14 protein-coding genes are annotated in these 18,543 nt (G+C 46.0%); 7 read left to right on the top strand and 7 right to left on the bottom strand.

Annotated features, from left to right (window positions below):
- Window positions 1-321 precede the first annotated feature (321 nt).
- The 3 genes from Q7J27_08030 to Q7J27_08040 all read left to right on the top strand — a co-directional run bounded on the left by Q7J27_08030 (window position 322) and on the right by Q7J27_08040 (window position 4,923).
- Window positions 322-1,683 carry a LecA/PA-IL family lectin gene (locus tag Q7J27_08030; protein ID MDO9529092.1) on the top strand — a complete coding sequence of 454 codons (1,362 nt, stop codon included), beginning with the start codon at window positions 322-324 and terminating at the stop codon, window positions 1,681-1,683.
- A 287-nt stretch (window positions 1,684-1,970) separates the two neighbouring features.
- Window positions 1,971-4,538 (top strand): CHASE domain-containing protein, encoded by a 2,568-nt coding sequence (locus Q7J27_08035; protein ID MDO9529093.1) that lies wholly within the window; start codon window positions 1,971-1,973, stop codon window positions 4,536-4,538.
- 10 nt (window positions 4,539-4,548) lie between these two features.
- Entirely contained in the window at window positions 4,549-4,923 is a 375-nt protein-coding gene (locus tag Q7J27_08040) for a response regulator (protein MDO9529094.1), read from the top strand.
- Window positions 4,924-5,346: 423 nt separating this feature from the next.
- Here the strand turns inward: Q7J27_08040 and Q7J27_08045 are convergent, their stop codons facing one another.
- The 3 genes from Q7J27_08045 to Q7J27_08055 form a co-directional block, all read right to left on the bottom strand.
- The gene (locus Q7J27_08045) at window positions 5,347-6,357 is read right to left on the bottom strand and encodes a zinc-dependent alcohol dehydrogenase family protein (GenBank protein ID MDO9529095.1); all 1,011 of its coding nucleotides are present in this window, start codon (window positions 6,355-6,357) and stop codon (window positions 5,347-5,349) included.
- 116 nt (window positions 6,358-6,473) lie between these two features.
- Entirely contained in the window at window positions 6,474-7,523 is a 1,050-nt protein-coding gene (locus Q7J27_08050) for a mechanosensitive ion channel family protein (GenBank protein ID MDO9529096.1), read from the bottom strand.
- 243 nt (window positions 7,524-7,766) lie between these two features.
- Window positions 7,767-8,324 (bottom strand): manganese efflux pump MntP family protein, encoded by a 558-nt coding sequence (locus tag Q7J27_08055; protein MDO9529097.1) that lies wholly within the window; start codon window positions 8,322-8,324, stop codon window positions 7,767-7,769.
- Window positions 8,325-8,899: 575 nt separating this feature from the next.
- On the opposite strand from Q7J27_08055, the gene Q7J27_08060 reads away from it, so the two are divergent.
- Window positions 8,900-10,189, top strand: coding sequence for an NAD(P)/FAD-dependent oxidoreductase (locus Q7J27_08060; protein MDO9529098.1), 1,290 nt, complete (start codon window positions 8,900-8,902; stop codon window positions 10,187-10,189).
- A 207-nt stretch (window positions 10,190-10,396) separates the two neighbouring features.
- On the opposite strand, the gene uvrC is transcribed toward Q7J27_08060, so the two are convergent.
- The 3 genes from uvrC to uvrB all read right to left on the bottom strand — a co-directional run bounded on the left by uvrC (window position 10,397) and on the right by uvrB (window position 14,573).
- Window positions 10,397-12,241, bottom strand: coding sequence for an excinuclease ABC subunit UvrC (gene uvrC, locus Q7J27_08065; protein MDO9529099.1), 1,845 nt, complete (start codon window positions 12,239-12,241; stop codon window positions 10,397-10,399).
- 80 nt (window positions 12,242-12,321) lie between these two features.
- Window positions 12,322-12,558, bottom strand: coding sequence for a hypothetical protein (locus Q7J27_08070; protein ID MDO9529100.1), 237 nt, complete (start codon window positions 12,556-12,558; stop codon window positions 12,322-12,324).
- 8 nt (window positions 12,559-12,566) lie between these two features.
- The gene (gene uvrB / locus Q7J27_08075) at window positions 12,567-14,573 is read right to left on the bottom strand and encodes an excinuclease ABC subunit UvrB (GenBank protein ID MDO9529101.1); all 2,007 of its coding nucleotides are present in this window, start codon (window positions 14,571-14,573) and stop codon (window positions 12,567-12,569) included.
- Window positions 14,574-14,660: 87 nt separating this feature from the next.
- On the opposite strand from uvrB, the gene Q7J27_08080 reads away from it, so the two are divergent.
- A complete protein-coding gene (locus Q7J27_08080) occupies window positions 14,661-15,290 on the top strand; it encodes a lytic transglycosylase domain-containing protein (protein MDO9529102.1) in 630 nt (209 codons plus the stop codon).
- A gap of 22 nt (window positions 15,291-15,312) precedes the next feature.
- On the opposite strand, the gene Q7J27_08085 is transcribed toward Q7J27_08080, so the two are convergent.
- Entirely contained in the window at window positions 15,313-15,600 is a 288-nt protein-coding gene (locus Q7J27_08085) for a hypothetical protein (GenBank protein ID MDO9529103.1), read from the bottom strand.
- A 317-nt stretch (window positions 15,601-15,917) separates the two neighbouring features.
- On the opposite strand from Q7J27_08085, the gene Q7J27_08090 reads away from it, so the two are divergent.
- The gene (locus tag Q7J27_08090; GenBank protein MDO9529104.1) at window positions 15,918-16,904 is read left to right on the top strand and encodes a TGS domain-containing protein; all 987 of its coding nucleotides are present in this window, start codon (window positions 15,918-15,920) and stop codon (window positions 16,902-16,904) included.
- A 304-nt stretch (window positions 16,905-17,208) separates the two neighbouring features.
- Window positions 17,209-18,141, top strand: a complete 933-nt coding sequence (locus Q7J27_08095; GenBank protein ID MDO9529105.1) for a sulfur oxygenase reductase family protein — start codon at window positions 17,209-17,211, stop codon at window positions 18,139-18,141.
- Window positions 18,142-18,543 lie beyond the last annotated feature (402 nt).

Below are 18,543 nucleotides of genomic sequence, written 5' to 3' on the forward strand. Positions count from 1 at the left end.
TTCTTCTTTGATGCACTCGTAAAAAGTCAGAAAGTGTGCTCTTTGTCATGCTGAACTTGTTTCAGCATCTAATTATTTCAGCAAGTTAGAGACCCTGAAATAAATTCAGGGTGACAGAAAAAGACTTTTTACGAGATTGTCAATTTTAGTTATCCTATCAACATTTCAAACGGTATCGCATAACACTATCCTTTTTTTCTTTTGACTTTTGCTTATGGTTTCTTTACTCTTCACTAAAAGCAATCATTACGGAAAACCAATGGTAACCTATATCGGAAAAAACTTTGGAATTAAATTTTTTATCCTCGTATGGAGCTGCATATGAAGCGGTACGTCTATGTTCTGCTGTTGATGTTATCAATAAACATTTTTGGCTGTGCAGGAATTCAATACACTGACAGGGTGCAGGCCATTGATATAACCCAGATCGATAAACAGGAAACAACAACAAGGGTTTTGGCTGTGGCCGAGGAATGGAGGAATTCCGGGGCAATACTTAAAAAAGGGTTAAAGTACAAAATTACAGCCACGGGCAGATGGACAGCAGGTCCGATCTGTAGTTGGACCGGTCCGGATGGTTTTGGTGTTTCTCCTATATGTTCGGGTGCGTCAGGAACATACATTGGAAGGGACAGCGCTTCTCTACTTCTCGGTAAAATCGGAGAGCGGGGGAATCCGTTTGTGGTAGGTGGTGGTCTTGAACTGACAGCCTCTGAAGACGGCATTCTCTTCTTCCGCATTAATGATACGCCCATGATTATGGGTGACAACAGCGGCTCAGTAGATGTTACCGTTTCCGTGCAATATGCGGAAAAGAAAGTGATTGCACGGCCTTTCTACGCTCCGGCGAAGGAAGATGTTCAGAAAGTTCGCCCCATTGTCGGTCAACTGTCGCAATCATCAGCTCAAAAATGGGCTGTAGTCATCGGTATATCCAAGTACAGCGATTCCCGTGTTGCCGGATTAAGATATGCTTCGGCTGATGCACGCTCTTTCCATAACTGGCTTATCTCGCAGCAAGGGGGCGCATACGCACCATCACGGGTCAGATTGCTTCTGGATTCCGAGGCAACGGCTAAAAACATCAAGAGCGCCCTGTTCAACTGGTTGAGGCAGGCCCTGAAGGAAGACATGGTTACGATATACTTCGCAGGCCACGGCTCACCAGAATCACCCGACTCGCCGAACAATCTTTTTTTACTTCCTTTTGATGTCAACTACGATGATATTGCAACAACCGGATTCCCTATGTGGGATATTGAAACGGCCCTCAAACGTTTTATCAAAGCAAAGAAGGTGGTTGTTATCGCCGATGCCTGTCATTCCGGAGGTGTTGGCCAGTCTTTCCAAATTGCCAGAAGAGGCAACAGGGGCATTGAGATCAACCCAATCAGCTCCGGTCTTCAGAATCTATCCCAGGTTGGTGATGGCATTGCTGTTATAAGCGCCTCGGATGATAAGCAGTTTTCCCAGGAGGGACAGCAATGGGGTGGTGGCCACGGAGTGTTCACTTATTACTTCCTAAAGGGTCTCAATGGAGACGCAGACTACAACAACGACGGCCGTGTGACCTTGGGAGAACTCATTCCATATCTATCAGAAAAAGTTCGGAGAGAAACAAGGAGTGCCCAGAGCCCGACCGTTGCAGGAAAATTTGACCCGGCATTGAGCATCGGTCGATAAAGTGTTGAATTTTTACTTCCTGAAAGCGATAAGCACCGTCAAACACGGGGCATCCAAGCTTTCAAACACAAGTCTTTAGGTAAGCTGATCGAGCCAGAGCATTGAATGCGGTTTGAAATGTGCAGAGCTGAACCGTGTATTTTTCCGCTTAAGGAAAAAGTGCATGCCTTCCTGAAATGTTTGATAGATAACTTTCACCTATTATTCAAGACTACTCATGGTTATCGTTATATTCTTCTTTTTATTTAATATCTCTGTTGAAAGCGTTCACGTAATGGGGGATCAAAATGCAAAATGAGAATAAAATCAAGGAAAATGATATGAGTCCCTTACGAAGTTACATTCCCATTATATGTACGTTTATTATAGGGGTTGCGGTATCTTTAATTCTTTTTGTGATCGTGAAAAATTGGGAACAAACGAATCAACGTATTGAATTCGAGTCACGTTCAAGAGGATACTCAAGCGCTGTTCAAGGTAATCTCAACAAGTACTTAGAAGCTTTAAGCTTCTTAGGAGATTTTTTCAATAATTCACAGCAAGTGACCCGTCAGGAGTTTACTTTTTTTACGGAGAGTGCCTTATCCCGCCACCCGGCGATCCAGGCGTTTTCGTGGAATCCCCTCATCATGGGCAATGAGCGTACCATGTATGAGTCCCTGGCAAGAAAGGAGGGGCTGAAGAATTTCAGGTTCACGGAAAGAACAAAAGAAGGGGCTCTTGTTGATGCTGCACAGCGTCAAGAATATGTGGTGGTTTATTATATAGTTCCGCTGGAGACCAATAAGCCCGCTCTCGGTTATGATATCGCTTCCGATGCGACACGTTTACAGGCCATTGAGCAAGTGTTCAAGACAGGTGAATTGACCGTCACTAACAGGATCACGTTAGTCCAGGAAACCGGCACCCAGTTTGGAGTCTTGGTCTTCTTCCCCCTTTATCAGCAAGGTGTCTCCCTGAAGACCGCGGAAGCACGTCTCAAATACCGAAGGGGATTGGTTGTGGAAGTCCTTCGCATTGGTGATGTCGTAGAAGCAGCCTTGAAAGATTTCCCTGACGAGGGGATTAATTTATGTCTTTACGATGTATCCGCTGAAAAAGGGAAACGTCTCCTTTACTCCCGTCTCTCACACATGCACGGAATGACAGAACAACCAATGGATGAAGAGGTAATTCAGAAAGATATTCACTGGAGTAATAATTTTGAAATCGCAGGGCGTCAATGGAAAATTCTGTTCACTCCTTCCCCCTTCTTCCTCGATTCAAAACAATCCTGGCAATCATGGCTCATCCTATCTGGATCGTTGTTATTGACAGCTATATTGCTCTTCTATCTTTTAAAAAGATTACACTATACTACTGAGATCGAATGGCGAGTGAGAGAACAGCTTCAAGCCACCCAACAATTACTCAACGAAATCACCGAGCGCAAGCGGGCGCAGGAAGCATTGCAGGACAGTGAGGAACGGTTCAGGCTTTTTATGGATCATTTTCCCGGAGTTGCTTTTATCAAGGATATTGAGGGGCATTACGTTTATGCAAACAAGGGCTACGAGAAGCGCCGGAACCTGAAAAAGGAGGACTGGTACGGCAAGACAGATGAGGAGCTCTGGCCGCCCGAAACAGTTACGCAGTTCAAGGAGACGGACGAGCTGGTCATTTCAGAAGGCCGTAGCGTGCAAACGATCGATATGGTCCCTGATGACCAAGGTGAAATCCGTACCCAGTTGACCACGAAGTTCCCGGTATTGAAGGACGGCAGGGTCTCCTTAGTGGGCGGTATCGGTATAGACATCACCGACCTGAAGCGGGCGGAGGAGGCTCTCCAGGCAAACAAGTTACAACTGTCCAACGCTCTGGAAATTGCCCATCTCGGCCACTGGGAGTACGACGTTGCCAACGACCTCTTCACGTTCAATGACCAGTTCTACAAAATTTTCCGCACCACGGCCGAGAAATGCGGCGGGTATACAATGCATTCCGGCGAATACGCCCATCGCTTTGTCCATCCCGACGACATGGATGTTGTCGGGGAAGAAATTCGGAAAGCCATCGAAACAACGGATCCACATTTCAACCGTCAGATTGAACACCGAATGCTCTATGCAGACGGCACGGTCGGCTATATCACCGTCCGCTTTTTCATCGTCAAGGACTCTCAAGGCAGGACGGTCAAGACTTATGGAGTGAATCAGGACATCACCGACCGGAAACTTGCCGAGGAAAAGATCAAGGCGTCCCTCCGGGAGAAGGAGACGATGCTCAAGGAGATCCACCACCGGGTGAAGAACAACCTGCAGGTGATTTCGAGCCTCCTTAGCCTGCAGTCCAATTATGTCCAGGATGAAAAGTCCCGGAAGATGTTTCAGGAAAGCCAGGACCGGGTGAAGATCATGGCTACAATTCATAACATGCTCTATAAATCGGAGGATCTGGCCAAGGTTGATTTCGGCGGTTTCATCAGGGATCTGGCCAGCCGCCTGCAGCAGTCTTACGGGAGTGCAGAATCTCCCATAGATATTCACGCAGATATTGCTGATGTATTCCTGCTCATAGAAACATCCGTCCCCTGCGGACTGATTCTGAACGAACTGGTGTCCAATGCCTTAAGGCATGCCTTTCCCGAAGGAAGAGGGGGCGAAGTCAATATCAACATGACAACGGCAGGAGAACAGTTCGTGCTTACGGTTCAGGATAACGGGATTGGCTTTCCCAAAGCGGTTGATTTCCGCAATACCCAATCCCTGGGCTTGGAGCTGGTGAATCTCCTGGTGGGACAAATCGATGGCGCCATCGATCTACAGGTCGAGGGAGGTACCACATTCACGGTAACATTTCCCGCAGCAGGCAAGTGAGGTTAGACGGATGGAAAAGAAGAGGATCATGGTCGTCGAGGACGAAAGGATCATTGCCCATCACCTTGCCATGCAACTGACCGATCTGGGCTACGATGTGGTTGCCACGGCTTACTCCGGTGAGGAAGCAGTGGAGAAGGCCGGCGAGGTCCGTCCCGACCTGGTGCTGATGGATATCGTCCTGGCCGGGGAGATGGATGGCATCCAGGCGGCCGAAAGGATCATGGCGCTCTCCGGCACCCCGGTGGTCTACATGACCGCCTATGCCGACGACGAGACATTCGGGCGGGCAATACTCACCTGTCCTTCCGGGTACATCCTGAAGCCTGTAGAAAAAAAACAGCTGTATGTCGCCATCGAACTGGCCCTGCAAAGGAAGAAATAGAGATAAATCTGCAGAAGAACCACGCCAGTATATAGTGATCCATGAAGGATATGATTGAGGCGATCGCAGAAACGATCGAACTGCGGGGTCCCGGATCTTGGCGATTGCCGTCGCCCTGCAAATCGGGGGACATCATACTCATTTCTCAAAAACAGATTAGAATTTTTATTTGCAATGCTATAATGCTGGTGAAAAATCAGCATCTAAATTTTTAAGGTATTCATTTACTGTACGTAACAAAATCATCAAATCAAAAACTGCAAACAGCTTGCAAGTACCTAACAAACTAAACTTAACCGACAACGATTACAATATTTCATTACAGGTTATTGTAAAACCTTTATCTCTTCTTTGTGACCGGGAGCGCATCGGAAAGCCCCGCCCTGTGGGCGGGGAGCTTCGCTATATCATCATTCGCTTTCGCTATGCGATATTGAGGACTCCGGCACCGCGAATCTTTCCTTGTTTGAGCAGAAGTAAGACTTCATTTGCCTCTTCCAGCCTGAATTCCTCGACTTCGGGCACAACAGGAATTTCGGCGGCCAGCGGCAGAAATTCCTCGGCATCTCTTCTCGTCACATTGGCAACACTTTTTAATTCCTTCTCATGCCAGAGATGTTCAGCGTAATCCAATTCGGGAATGGACGTTCTCTTACGGATTGCGTTTATCACCACTCTTCCGCCTTTTTCCAGATTCCGTAATGCCTCACGTACCGGTATCCCCACCGGAGTAAAATCGATGGCACGGTCAAGCTTTTCCGGGGGGGTATCCTCCGTTGCTCCGACCCAGTCTGCCCCTAATTTCAGGGCTAACTCTCGATGGTCTTTCCCGCGTGTAAAAACGAAGACCCTGCAGTTGGGATATTTATATTTAGCAATCTGGATGACAATATGGGCGGAGGCCCCGAAACCATAGAGGCCAAGAATCTTGCCATCTTCCATTTCTGAGAGTCTCAATGCCCGGTAGCCGATTACCCCGGCACACAGAAGAGGCGCCGCCTGCAGATCGGAAAATCTTTCCGGAATAGGGTAGGCGAAATCCTCGGGAACCACGGTATATTCGGCATAGCCGCCCTCAGCGTCTTTTCCCGTCCACTTTGCTTTATCACACAGATTCTCCTCGCCTTTCAGGCAGAAAGAACACTCACCGCAGGCCCAGTTAATCCATGCGATTCCTACCCTGTCTCCTTTTTTGAATCTGGTTGCTCCGGAGCCTGAAGCGTCGACCCTGCCGACGATTTCATGCCCCAGGATCATGGGAAACCTTGATGGGGGAACTCTGCCCTCGATTTCATCCAGCTCGGTATGACAGACCCCGCATGCGGAAACCTTGACCAGAATCTGTCCTGAATCGGGAACGGGGACGGGCAGCTCCACCAATTCTAAAGGTTTTTCTTCTACCTGACAGATTTTCTTGAGTACCATCGCTTTCATTGTACGAGACTCCTTTTCATGCCGGGGAAGCGCTTTCATATAGTGTAAATCTTATTACAATCTTCCCTATCGCGCTTCGTTGTCTTTCACGCACAAAAAATGAAACCAGCCTTCTTTTAATCGGGGCGATTTTCAGCTTTTTCCTTCATATAAACGGTTCTTATGGGGAACGGAATATTGATACCCTCTTTGTTGTAGCGTTTATGCAGTCTTTTTATGAATTCATGTTTGATAATATACTGGTTGATGAATTCCCTGGTACGCATTATTACGGTAAAGTCGATGCTTGAATCGCCAAAGGTATGATAACGAATGAAAGGTTCAAATTGAGAAATACCTCCCTGAATTTCACTCATGACCTCTTTAGCAACTTCAAGGGTAACGGTTTCCACTTTTCCGAGATCACTGTCATAACTGACGCCGACTTCGATATACACCGACATTTCTTTTTCAGGTTGACTGTAGTTCGTAATAATTGCGGAAGCCATCTTGGAATTCGGTACAATTATCATGTTGTTCGGAAGCGCTCTTATGGTTGTATTCCGCCATGCTATATCTTCAACGTAACCTCTTTCACCTGAATCAAGTACTACGTAATCTCCAGGCCTTATCTTACCCGAGGCTATGATATGAATCCCGGAAAAAAGATTTGCAAGTGTATCCTGAAGAGCCAGAGCAACGGCAAGACCGCCGACTCCGAGAGCGGTCAGCATCGGTGTGATAGAAATGCCTAAGGACTGAAGTATAATCAGCATACCGACAATAAAGACCACAATATTCGTCAGGTTTGTGAATATCGAGGTCAGCGGTGTCACGCCTTTAACTTTTCTTGTATAGGAATTGACAAACGCGACTGCAATTCTTGCCAGCACTAAGGTCAGTGAAGCCACAAAAATTATCAGGAGAATCTTCTCAAGGGCATTGAACGTGTTTGGACGTAACGGTATATTGAGAATTGCCCCATAAATACCGGCAATGACAAACCAGAAGATAGCCTTGCCGCGCAGTGCCGCAATCAATATTTCGTCACCTTCCCATTTTGTCCTCTCAGCCATTTTTTTAAGCTTCGCGAGAATGATTTTTTCAAAGATCAGTCCCGCTACGAACCCGCCTATAAGGAAAGCTGAAGGTAGAAGAAAATGTGTTATTTTCAGAGACTCACTCATATAAACCCCCATGACCTTTCGGCCCCTGCTAAATATGAAAATGTAGTGCTTTCATATAAACTTCATCAAACTTACAGCACATCGTTAAAAAAATCAACAAGAGGAAAGGTCCCCAAAATAGACATTGACCCTTCCAGCACAGTAGGACAGGCGTTCCGCCTGTCCATAATGGTGAATCGCTTAGACAGCCGAGACGGCTGTCCTACGGGATGGGGAGGACAGTCTTTATTTTCAATGTCTATTTTAGGGAAGGTGTTCTGCAAGGATCTTGATGCCGATGCCGATAAGTATCAGCCCTCCTAATATTTCGGCCTTTTTGCCTAAAAACTGCCCCAGCTTTTCCCCGAAGAGCATTCCGGTGACCGTCATTGCGGCGGCAACAATGCCTATCACAACACTGGGATAGAGAATATCTATACCTAAAAAACCAAGGCTGAGACCCACCGCAAGCGCGTCGATGCTGGTGGCTATGGATAGAATAATCAGTGTAAACCCCCTGGTAGGGTCTGCTATTTTGAATTTCCTCTCCTTTCTAAAGGAATCCCAGATCATCTTCCCGCCTATGCAGGTCAGAAGACAAAAGGCAATCCAGTGATCATAGCCCGCAATGAGACCGGATACCGTCATGCCGGCAAACCACCCGATAATGGGCATCAGAAACTGGAACAGTCCGAAGTGAAAGGAGAGACGAAATATATGTCCGAAGGATATTTGCCGAAGGACAACCCCCGCAGATATCGCAACGGCAAAGGCATCCATCCCCAGCCCGACTGCAATCAGTAAAATTGACAAAAAATTCATTTGAGCCTGTTCAATACTTATAACGTATGTAAATACAGTCAGTTACAAGGGCATAAAACAAAAGTTAACCCAAATTTATTGAGTTTCCGGAGGGTCAACCCTCGGAAACTCACTGTTTTGAAAAAAGTTAACCCAAAATATCAACACTTGCTGCCCTTTGAAATTAAAGAATATTTGGGAAATCCCTTTAAATATCAATTTGTTTGTACTTTTTCTCAGTATTGAACAGTATTATTGCAACAGATATTCATTTTATGGTCTGTTTAGGTTCCGCTACAGTTTATTTCCACGCTGAATCTTAATTATTGAACAGGCTCCATTTAGTCCTTTTAGTAGTCACATGAAGATTATTGAGGGCCCGCTTCCCGAACGGGCTAATACGGAATTACCTAATAATAGAACGTTTTACAAGTATTTTTCTGTCAAATGTTTTGAGACCAAATTCCCTTGACAATTCAGGCAGAAGTTGTATTTTCTCAATTAGCTCAAGACACAAGAAACACAAACTCAACAGAAGATAAGCCCGCAAAATCGTGGTTTTGAGAAATCGCTGAAGCGTAAATACCGTTAGAACAATGTTTCAAAATCAATATGACATTATCATCATTGGCGCCGGCCCGGCAGGTTTAATGGCCGCTATTGAGAGCTATGAACCGTCTAAAAAGATAGTAATTCTTGAAAAAATGCCGAACCCTGCCCTGAAACTGAAAATATCGGGAAAAGGACGATGCAATATTACAAACGATGCCGATTTAAAAGAGTTCATTTCACATTTCGGCAAAAACGGGCGGTTCTTAAAGTTCGCCTTTGCGGAGTTTTTTAATACCGACCTTCTTGAATACTTTGAAAACCTTGGCGTTCGGTTTAAACTTGAACGGGGAGGGCGTTACTTTCCGCAAAATGATAGTGCAGCAGATATTGCAAAAGCTTTACTTAATAAAGCAAAATCCCTGGATATTCCCATTGCCGTCAATTCAGAAGTAATCGACATCACGAAACTACCTGATGAGACCTTTACTGTTACAATTAACAGAAAAAGCCGTGCGGCTGATAAAAACACCCGACGTATTCAAATAAAAGCAGATAAAATTGTACTTGCAACCGGAGGAAAATCTTATCCCCAAACAGGTTCAAACGGAGCCGGATTTAAACTGGCGTCAAAGCTGGGGCATACGATTACGCCTCTTTTCCCGGCTCTTGTGCCTGTTGAAACCAGAGGAGATACTGCAAAAAAGCTTCAGGGGTTGAGCTTGAGAAATGTAAAAGTAAAAGTATGGTGTAAAAACAAGAAGATTGATGAACGGTTCGGGGAGATGCTGTTTACCGATTTTGGTGTTTCCGGTCCGGTAATTCTTTCCCTGAGCAGAACTATTGTAAGACTTATCGATGATAAGCAGAAAGTATTTATTGCCATAGATTTAAAACCCGCCCTTGACCAGAAAACGGTTGATCAGAGACTATTGAGGGAGATAAACGAGCACAGCAAACAAGGATTTAAAGGTTTATTAAAAAAACTGCTGCCGGGGAAACTGGGTCCCGTATTTATCGAAAAACTGAAGATATCGGAAGAAAAACCGCTGAACCAGATTAATTCTGAAGAACGCAAAAGACTGAGGATGCTGCTGAAAGAGTTCCAGCTTGAAGTAGCGGGTTATCGATCCTTTAATGAGGCTATTGTAACAGCCGGTGGTATTAGCATAAAAGAGATTAATCCTAAGACCATGGAATCAAAACTTGTTAAAGGTTTATATTTTGCGGGTGAGATTATTGACGTTGATGCCGACACAGGAGGATTTAATCTGCAGGCTGCCTTCTCAACGGGATGGATTGCCGGAAGGGCTGTCAAAACTTCGGCAAATTTTTAAGGGGGAGCTTCACATTATTCCTGGTTCAATTTTTGGTGAGATAGTTGCCTTATAATAAGAGAGCTTTGCATAATACCATATTGTCATTGCGAACGAAGGTGAAGCAATCTCTATCTCATTGTAAATATGAGAGATTGCCACGTCGCTCCGCTCCTCGCAATGACGAGAACAACAATTACGCAAAGCTCTCAATAAGTTTTCGTGGAATCATTTTAATCCGGAATTCTGTAAGAAATTATAGATCTGACCGGCCATCTCTTTACCTATTCCGGGAACCTTTTGCAGTTCCTCTATCGGGGCTTTTTTTATCTTATTTATATCTCCGAAGTGGGTGAGAAGTGCCTTTTTTCTGAATTTGCCCACTGCCGGTATCTCGTCCAGGACAGAGTGAAAATCCTTCTTTTTCTTCAGTTTCCTGTGATATGAAATGGCGAAACGGTGCGCCTCGTCCCTCACTCTCTGGAGCAAAAACAGGGCATTGGGATACCTTGAAAGATAGACTGGATCTTTTCTTTTGGGGATGTATGCCCGGTCTTCTCCTTTACGGACTGACGTGCGTTTCCCGCCGGAAATACCGTCGCCGGCTTCCTTGGCCAGACCTATGATATCTATGTCCTTTATTTCCAGCTCCTTCATAACGGTCAGTGCCACACCGAGCTGTCCCTTTCCACCATCAACCATGATAAGGTCGGGCAGATTTTCTTTGCCTTTGTATCGTCTCTTCAGGACCTCGTAGAGCATGGCATAATCATCTATACCGTGGACAGTCTTGATCCTGAAACGCCTGTATTCTGACTTCCGTGGAGAGCCTCCGACGAACATTACCATTGAGCCTACCGCATCGGTACCGCCAAAATTGGAGATATCGAAACATTCTATCCGGTTCGGCAGTCTTTTCAGGTGGAGTTGTTTTGAGAGAATTTGAAGTGCTTCCTCTTTGTCATGGTCGGCGCTTCTCTCTGTCAAGAATATGGTTTTTGCGTTATCCTCTGCCATATCAAGAAGATCCTTCTTCTGTCCCCTTTTCGGGGCCACGATCGATACCCTTCCTTCCCTTTTTTCAGTCAGCCACTCTTCAACGACCTCCCGGTCATCGATGTCCTCGGGGATTATTATCTCCTCCGGTATAAAGACATCGCCGTCATAGTAGCGCTTCATAAGGGATGAAAGAATCTCGGAAGAATCGACTCCGATTTTGACGAGTGGAAATTTCTTCCTGCCGATGATCTTTCCCTTTCTTATGAAAATTGCGTATATCTGCGTCAGGCCTCTTTCCATGTAAAGGCCGAAGACATCCCGATCCATAAATGACGTGGATATAATCCTTTGCTTTTCCAGAGTTGCCTCTATGGCGGCAATTTTGTTTCTTATCACGGCCGCCTCTTCAAAATTTAGCTGTTTTGCGGCATCCGTCATTCTTGACCGGAGGGCGGATAAGAGCTTCTTCTCCCGTCCCTCTAAAAAAATTGCCGCATCCTTTACCAGCTTGTCATACTCTTCGCTTTTAATAAGGTCGCAGCAGGGGGCTGAACATCGCTGTATCTCGTATTCTATACATGGCCGCTTTCTGGATTTTAGCTCCGTATTGCTGCAGGTGCGGAGCGGGAATATCTTCTGAAGAAAATGGAGGGTATCTTTTACCGAGGTGCTGGAGGAATAGGGGCCGAAGTATTTTGCCCCGTCTTTTTTTACACGTCTTACCAGTTCAAAGCGAGGGAATTTACCCTTTGTGTCCAGCCTTATGTTGAAATAGGCCTTGTCATCTTTAAAATCGACATTGTAACGGGGTTTATGTTCCTTGATCAGGTTATTTTCGAGTATCAGGGCCTCCTTTTCGGTATCCGTGACAATGAATTCCAAATCATGAACTTTAGGGACAAGAAAAGAAACCATAGGCCTCGAATCCGTGCCCCCAAAGTAGGAGCGTATTCTGCTTCTCAGATTTTTCGCCTTTCCGATGTATATGGCCTTCCCATTTTTACCTATCATGAGATAGACACCGGTTGTCCTGGGAGCATTTTTTGCCTTGTTTGTCAGATAATCAGTTTCCATGCCAAAATTCCAGTCTTCCTGTTCTCATCTCCCTTAGCAAGACAAGCCTTCAGTGTTGCTTATTATACAGCAGGGCTACATCACACGGACAAACAATACCGGATCAAAGTCCGGCACATGGTTTGAGAGCTTTGCAAAACTGCAATTCTGGTCATTGCGAGGAGCTTTAGCGACGCGGCAATCTTATGAATTATCAATATGTTATCAGATTGCTTCGCTTCGCTCGCAATGACAATATTGGTATTATGCAAAGCTCTCAGTTTGTCCATGCCACCCGCGGCAATATTTCTTTGTGCCTTTGTGCCTCTGTGCCTCAAGTTATCGGCTAAACCCGATAGCCGGCAATTTCCATCTCCACATTGGAAAGCTCTTTTATCCTGTCCCTGATCTGGGCCGCCTTTTCAAATTCGAGCTCTTTCGCTGCTTCTTGCATCTCCTTTTTCCATTTCTTTATCAATGCGGGGATATCCTCTTCCGAAATATATTCCTCTATCTCTTCCCGGATGACAGGGACGGTCACATAATCTGCTTCATAGACGGAGGCAAGGATGTTATCGATGGATTTTTTAATGGTCTCGGGTGTTATGCCGTTTTCCTCATTATATCTTTTCTGAATCTCTCTTCGCCTCTCTGTTTCTTTCAGACATGCCTGTATCCCACCGGTGATTTTGTCGGCATACATGATGACCTGCCCCGCCACATTCCTGGCAGCCCTGCCGCTTGTTTGTATCAGTGAGCGCTCGGAGCGCAAAAAACCTCCCTTGTCGGCGTCGAGTATAGCCACAAGAGAAACTTCAGGAATGTCGAGCCCCTCCCTCAAAAGATTGATGCCTACCAGGACATCGAATTCGCCCATTCTTAAATCCCTTATAATCTTTACCCGCTCCAGCGTGTGGATATCGGAGTGGAGATACCTTACCCTCACACCAAGATTCTGGTAATGTTCGCTCAGGTTTTCGGCCATCCTCTTTGTCAGTGTGGTAACGAGGACTCGCTCCCCCTTTTCTACGCGTTTGTTAATTTCCCCCAGAAGAGCATCGACCTGGTGGGTAACGGGCATGACAATAACCTCGGGATCCATGAGGCCGGTAGGTCTGATAATCTGCTCCACGGTTTTTCTGCCGGCTTTCTTTAGCTCATAATCAGCCGGGGTGGCCGAGATGTATAGTCTTTGATAGGGAAAGGCCTCGAATTCCTCAAACATCAGCGGGCGGTTATCCAGTGCCGAGGGGAGTCGAAAACCGTACTCGACCAGCGTTTCCTTTCTCGATCTGTCTCCCCTGTACATGCCGATTAACTGTGGGATGGTTACGTGGCTTTCATCTATTATTACAAGGGCATTTTCGGGAAGGTATTCCATTAGCGTGGGCGGTGGTTCCCCCAGTTTTCTTCCGGTGATGTGACGTGAATAATTTTCTATCCCCTGACAGTAGCCCATCTCCTCCATCATCTCTATATCGAATTTTGTCCGTTGTTCAAGCCTCTGTGCCTCGAGAAGCTTGTTCAGGGATTCCAGCTCCTTGAGTCTGATTTCCAGTTCCTCCCTGATCGTTGAAATCGCCCGCTTGATATTTCTTCTGGTGGTCACGTAATGACTGTTGGGGTGAATGGTGATCTTTTCCAGCCGGTCTATCCTTTTCCCCAGGAGGGGGTCACTGACGGATATGGATTCGATGGAATCCCCCAAAAACTCCACCCTTATTGCCTTTTCTCCTTCGTAGGCGGGCATTATCTCGACCAGGTCCCCGCGGACACGAAAAGTGCCGCGGTGAAAATCGATGTCGTTGCGTTCGTACTGTATATCAACAAGTTTCCGGAGCATGTCATCCCGCTCCATTTCCATCCCTTCTTCCAGGTGCAGCAGCATCCCGTGGTACTCTTCCGGAGAGCCGAGCCCGTAGATGCAGGAGACGCTGGCTACAATAATCACGTCCTTCCTTTCCATGAGGGAATGGGTGGCGGAATGCCTCATCTTGTCAATATCGTCATTGATGGATGAGTCCTTTTCTATATAGGTATCTGTTTTCGGGATATACGCCTCGGGCTGGTAATAGTCGTAGTAGCTGACAAAATATTCCACTGCATTTTCGGGAAAGAGGGTCTTGAACTCGCTGTAAAGCTGGGCGGCCAGGGTTTTGTTTGGGGCTATGACAAGAGACGGCCTCTGAACTTCTGCGATAACATTGGCTACGGTAAAGGTCTTGCCCGAACCGGTGACCCCGAGGAGCACCTGGTGTTTCGACCCGTTTTTGATGCCGTCCGCAAGCTTTTCTATTGCTTGAGGCTGGTCACCCCTGGGCTCAAAATCTGCAATTATATTAAATCGTTTCATGTTTTCCTAATAAAACAGTACAATTTTTACCTTGACATAACATTTTCATTCCTCTATGTTCCGACGCCTTGAAGAAAGAAGGTTGAAATGAACGAAGAATTACCGATGTACCGATATCCAGCGATTTGGTCCTGCTGGATATTTCTCGCAGTGATAAGTCTGCTTGTTTTGCCCCACCTTAATAGTGATCAGAAATATATACACTCGTTGATCAGCGTATTCACAATCGACGAACCCTCACCGGAAAGCCCCCAGGTTGCCGTCCTGGAAAATTGCTCATTGCCCGTTCGTGGCAAGAGAGCCGAGCAATTATTCCACACGATTGTACTTAAAGCGGCAAATCGCTACCAGATTGATCCTGCCCTCGTTAAGGCAGTTATTATGGCGGAATCCAGCTACAATCCCAGGGCGATTTCCAAAAGAGGTGCGAAGGGTCTTATGCAGTTGATGCCGGAAACTGCCAGAGCGCTTGGTGTGGAAGACAGCTTCAATCCGGAACATAATATTAACGCCGGTGTCAAGTACTTAAGGCATCTCATGGATCAATTTGATGGAGATACCAGACTGGCTCTTGCAGCTTACAATGCCGGTAGCAGTAACGTCAGACAGTATAGCGGTGTACCGCCGTTTAGGGCAACCAAATACTATATCAAAAATGTTTTCAGGTACTATAAACACTACAAGGAAGAAATGGAAGTAGAAACGGGCAAGACTTAACCCGGCGGTGGTTTTCTTCCGTTTATTTTTTAAAAAGGGCTTCTAACTTTTCCTGTGCGCTTTGCTTCTTTTCTTCGGGGCCTTCACCGTGGACAGAATCTGTGAAGTTAAAATAATCACAGAAATTACTTTTCTCCTTGTCAACAACCCTTTCTGCCTGTGGCTCCCGGCACCGGTTATACGATCCCGGATCGTAGAATCGGCAGTTGAGACAGACGTGGAGATCTGCATCGCAATAAGGGCAGGTATCTCTTCTGCCCGCTTTTATATCTGTATCGAGTTCCTTTCTGCAGTGATGACAGGTATTCATTTATGCTGTTTCTCCGTTACAGGTACACTTCTCTACTTCCAATCCGCAAATTCCGGCCCCCCGCAGATGCAGGAGATGCCGGCTACAATAATCACGTCATTTCTTGAGTCTTGTCAACAACAAAAAAACAGACAGATTTAGTGCTCCATGAGGGAAAGGGGAGAAAGATAAATGTTGATATGAACATTTATTGAAATTTTAGGTTGTTTTGGTGTATATATTGAGTATACTTTTATTCTATGCAACGTGAGCGATTCATTTTCAGTTCTTGCCTAAGTTACAAGCGATTCGATCGTTTTTAAGAGGAGTGAAAATAAATGCCGGCCAATCTGCCACCAGCATATTTAGAAGCCGAAAAACGGTGTCGTGAGGCAAAAACCCCGGATGCCAAGGTAGAAGTCTTAGAAGAGATGCTCACCATTCTGCCCAAGCACAAGGGCACTGATAAACTTCGGGCTGATCTCCGTCGGCGCATCTCTAAATTTAAAGACCAGGCGCTGCATAAAAAAGGTGTCTCCAAAAGAAAGACCGCGTTTTCAATTGATAAGGAGGGAGCTGCTCAGGTTGTGGTTGTCGGTTCCCCCAATGCCGGCAAGTCAGCCCTCGTCGATATATTGACAAATGCATCGCCGGAGGTGGCTGCCTTTCCCCACACAACACAGAAGCCCACACCGGGGATGGTTCCTTATGAAGACATACAGTTTCAACTCGTTGATACCCCGCCAATTACCAAAGATTACATTGACCCGTTGATGGCGGACTTGATCCGGCGTGCCGACATCGTGGTCATTCTTCTGGATCTCTATGCCGATACTCTGCAGCAATTTGAAGATATCATGTATATTCTTCAAACATTTCGTATCTTTCCGGAAAAGGCCTCCATCCCGGAGGATCTCAAGAAGCCTCCAATAATCAAGAAAATGCTTGTTGTCGCTAACAAGATGGATAAACCGGAAGACGAAGAGGATTTTGAGATTTTCCTGGAGCTGTCCGAGGTGACATTGCCCTGTCTTGGCATTTCTGTGCGCACAGGGAAAAACCTTATGGCCTTTGTCGAAAAGATTTACGATTTATCCCAGGTTATCCGGGTATATACCAAGTCCCCCGGCAAGAAACCCGACATGAATGCCCCGTTCGTAATCCCCAGGGAAAGTACACTGGAAGATATGGCCGGCAAGATACACAAAGATTTCGTGGAGAAATTTAAACACGCCAAAATATGGGGCAAATCCGTTCGCGACGGACAGATGGTCCAGAGGGATTACATCATGCAGGACGGGGATGTGGTGGAAATGCACATCTGAATAAACTGCCCCGGAGCAGGCTGAGGGGTATCCCCAAACATACATGTCCGTGGCAGTTGATCATGATAAAAAATAATGTTACCTGCCGAATGGTGTCAGTATAAAAGTTGACGGTTTCGTAAAAAGTCGGATTTCATTCCTCTCTGTCATTCCCGCGTAGGCGGGAATCCAGTTATAATAAGGTGTTATAGACTCCCGCCTGCGCGGGAGTGACAAGATTTGGACTTTTTACGGGTGCATCAAAGTTAATACGTAAAAAAACTATTAGTAATGAATCAAACGGTTGGGAATCAGGAGGTGTCATGTGAAAAAGGAAAATTTACAGGATAGTCCCATTTATGTCGCCCTCAACATGTCTAAAGTTGCTAATAATGAAGAAAGTTTTGAGTTAATGCATAGAGTGGGACCTCGGGTGTGTATCACAACTGCCACACATCCTGGATTCGTCGGCTTTATGGCAAATTTTCAAACGGGGATTTTGCCCCTCGCCGGCAGATATGGAGGAGGCAAAATTCATATGGAAAAAGAACTCAACCCTGTCCGTAACTATCAATACACGATGTGGAAAGACTGGCAAGATCATGATGAGTTTCATGAACAGCAGTTCGATAGAATTTTTGAGCTATGCGGCAGTTGTCTGGGGATGGTGATAGAAGGTCCATGGGAACCTGTTTATCGTATTGTCAAAGCCAAAATGCCGTCAATTCGATCTATGGGACAGATCAGTGATCTTGGTCAGGATATGCTACAGCAGAAAGATTTTATCCGCTTTGCAACACCGCAGCGATGTGTTGCTATCGCCGAACATACAATCGCTCCGGGAAAGGAGACGGCATTTGAAGAGGGTGCAATCGAAACGATGGAAGCTTTATCTGATTCAACCGGTTTTCTCGGGTATATGATTTTGAAACAAATTGGAGTTTGTGCGCTGGGCAGCTTTATGCTTGATCCAATCTCAATGGGAGAATCCCTGCAAACACTCGGGGCTAACCCTCCCAAAAACCCAAAACCCCTGTTCAAAACGCTGGAAGCGGTGCCAAGCCCACCGGAATATCTTATTCACAGCGAGTGGGATGCAGCTGAAATGGCTCAGTTAGGTTTTGCAAAAGTTTTAGTCAACCATAAAATCAGAAAGATTCACGATGATGGCGTTATGGCGCATCTTATTCGGGGACCGTATATCATGTTCTTTCAGCCGATGATGGAGGAGCCCGGTTGGCGGTCTCTGCTCGAGTAACTGTCATCTGATCGTTTTTTCGTCGAACCAGCCCGGTGGAGCGGATGCGGGTACCCTTGGCGGCGGACATTTGAACTGAACAGCGAGCGCATTATTCTTCGAACTGAACAGCGAGCGCATTCCCCGCTGCTTGCAGCGGGGTTAGCGAGTGAATAAAAAATAAACATTTTCCTTAACAGTCGGAGATTTCCCGCAACTTGTTGCGGGGGAGCTTCAATTACTTCGTTCCCCGCTGCTTGCGGCGGGGAGAAACTTTCTTTGATTTTAACCCAAATTCATGAAGACAAAAATATTCTTATGCAATAACAGTAAGTTAAAGATGGCCAGCCTCGTTTTCTGGCACTACATGTTTGAGTGGTCATAGAATCTTTTTCACCATCCGTCCAGGCACAGAAGCAATGT

Source organism: Syntrophales bacterium, from assembly GCA_030655775.1.
In the GTDB taxonomy this organism is placed as follows: domain Bacteria; phylum Desulfobacterota; class Syntrophia; order Syntrophales; family JADFWA01; genus JAUSPI01.

What these genes read in the sequence shown, in the direction of transcription:
- Q7J27_08030 (MDO9529092.1), top strand. Translation starts at nt 322, where the DNA reads ATGAAGCGGTACGTCTATGTTCTGCTGTTGATGTTATCAATAAACATT.
- Q7J27_08035 (MDO9529093.1), top strand. Translation starts at nt 1,971, where the DNA reads ATGCAAAATGAGAATAAAATCAAGGAAAATGATATGAGTCCCTTACGA.
- Q7J27_08040 (MDO9529094.1), top strand. Translation starts at nt 4,549, where the DNA reads ATGGAAAAGAAGAGGATCATGGTCGTCGAGGACGAAAGGATCATTGCC.
- Q7J27_08045 (MDO9529095.1), bottom strand. Translation starts at nt 6,357, where the DNA reads ATGAAAGCGATGGTACTCAAGAAAATCTGTCAGGTAGAAGAAAAACCT.
- Q7J27_08050 (MDO9529096.1), bottom strand. Translation starts at nt 7,523, where the DNA reads ATGAGTGAGTCTCTGAAAATAACACATTTTCTTCTACCTTCAGCTTTC.
- Q7J27_08055 (MDO9529097.1), bottom strand. Translation starts at nt 8,324, where the DNA reads ATGAATTTTTTGTCAATTTTACTGATTGCAGTCGGGCTGGGGATGGAT.
- Q7J27_08060 (MDO9529098.1), top strand. Translation starts at nt 8,900, where the DNA reads ATGTTTCAAAATCAATATGACATTATCATCATTGGCGCCGGCCCGGCA.
- uvrC (MDO9529099.1), bottom strand. Translation starts at nt 12,241, where the DNA reads ATGGAAACTGATTATCTGACAAACAAGGCAAAAAATGCTCCCAGGACA.
- uvrB (MDO9529101.1), bottom strand. Translation starts at nt 14,573, where the DNA reads ATGAAACGATTTAATATAATTGCAGATTTTGAGCCCAGGGGTGACCAG.
- Q7J27_08080 (MDO9529102.1), top strand. Translation starts at nt 14,661, where the DNA reads ATGAACGAAGAATTACCGATGTACCGATATCCAGCGATTTGGTCCTGC.
- Q7J27_08085 (MDO9529103.1), bottom strand. Translation starts at nt 15,600, where the DNA reads ATGAATACCTGTCATCACTGCAGAAAGGAACTCGATACAGATATAAAA.
- Q7J27_08090 (MDO9529104.1), top strand. Translation starts at nt 15,918, where the DNA reads ATGCCGGCCAATCTGCCACCAGCATATTTAGAAGCCGAAAAACGGTGT.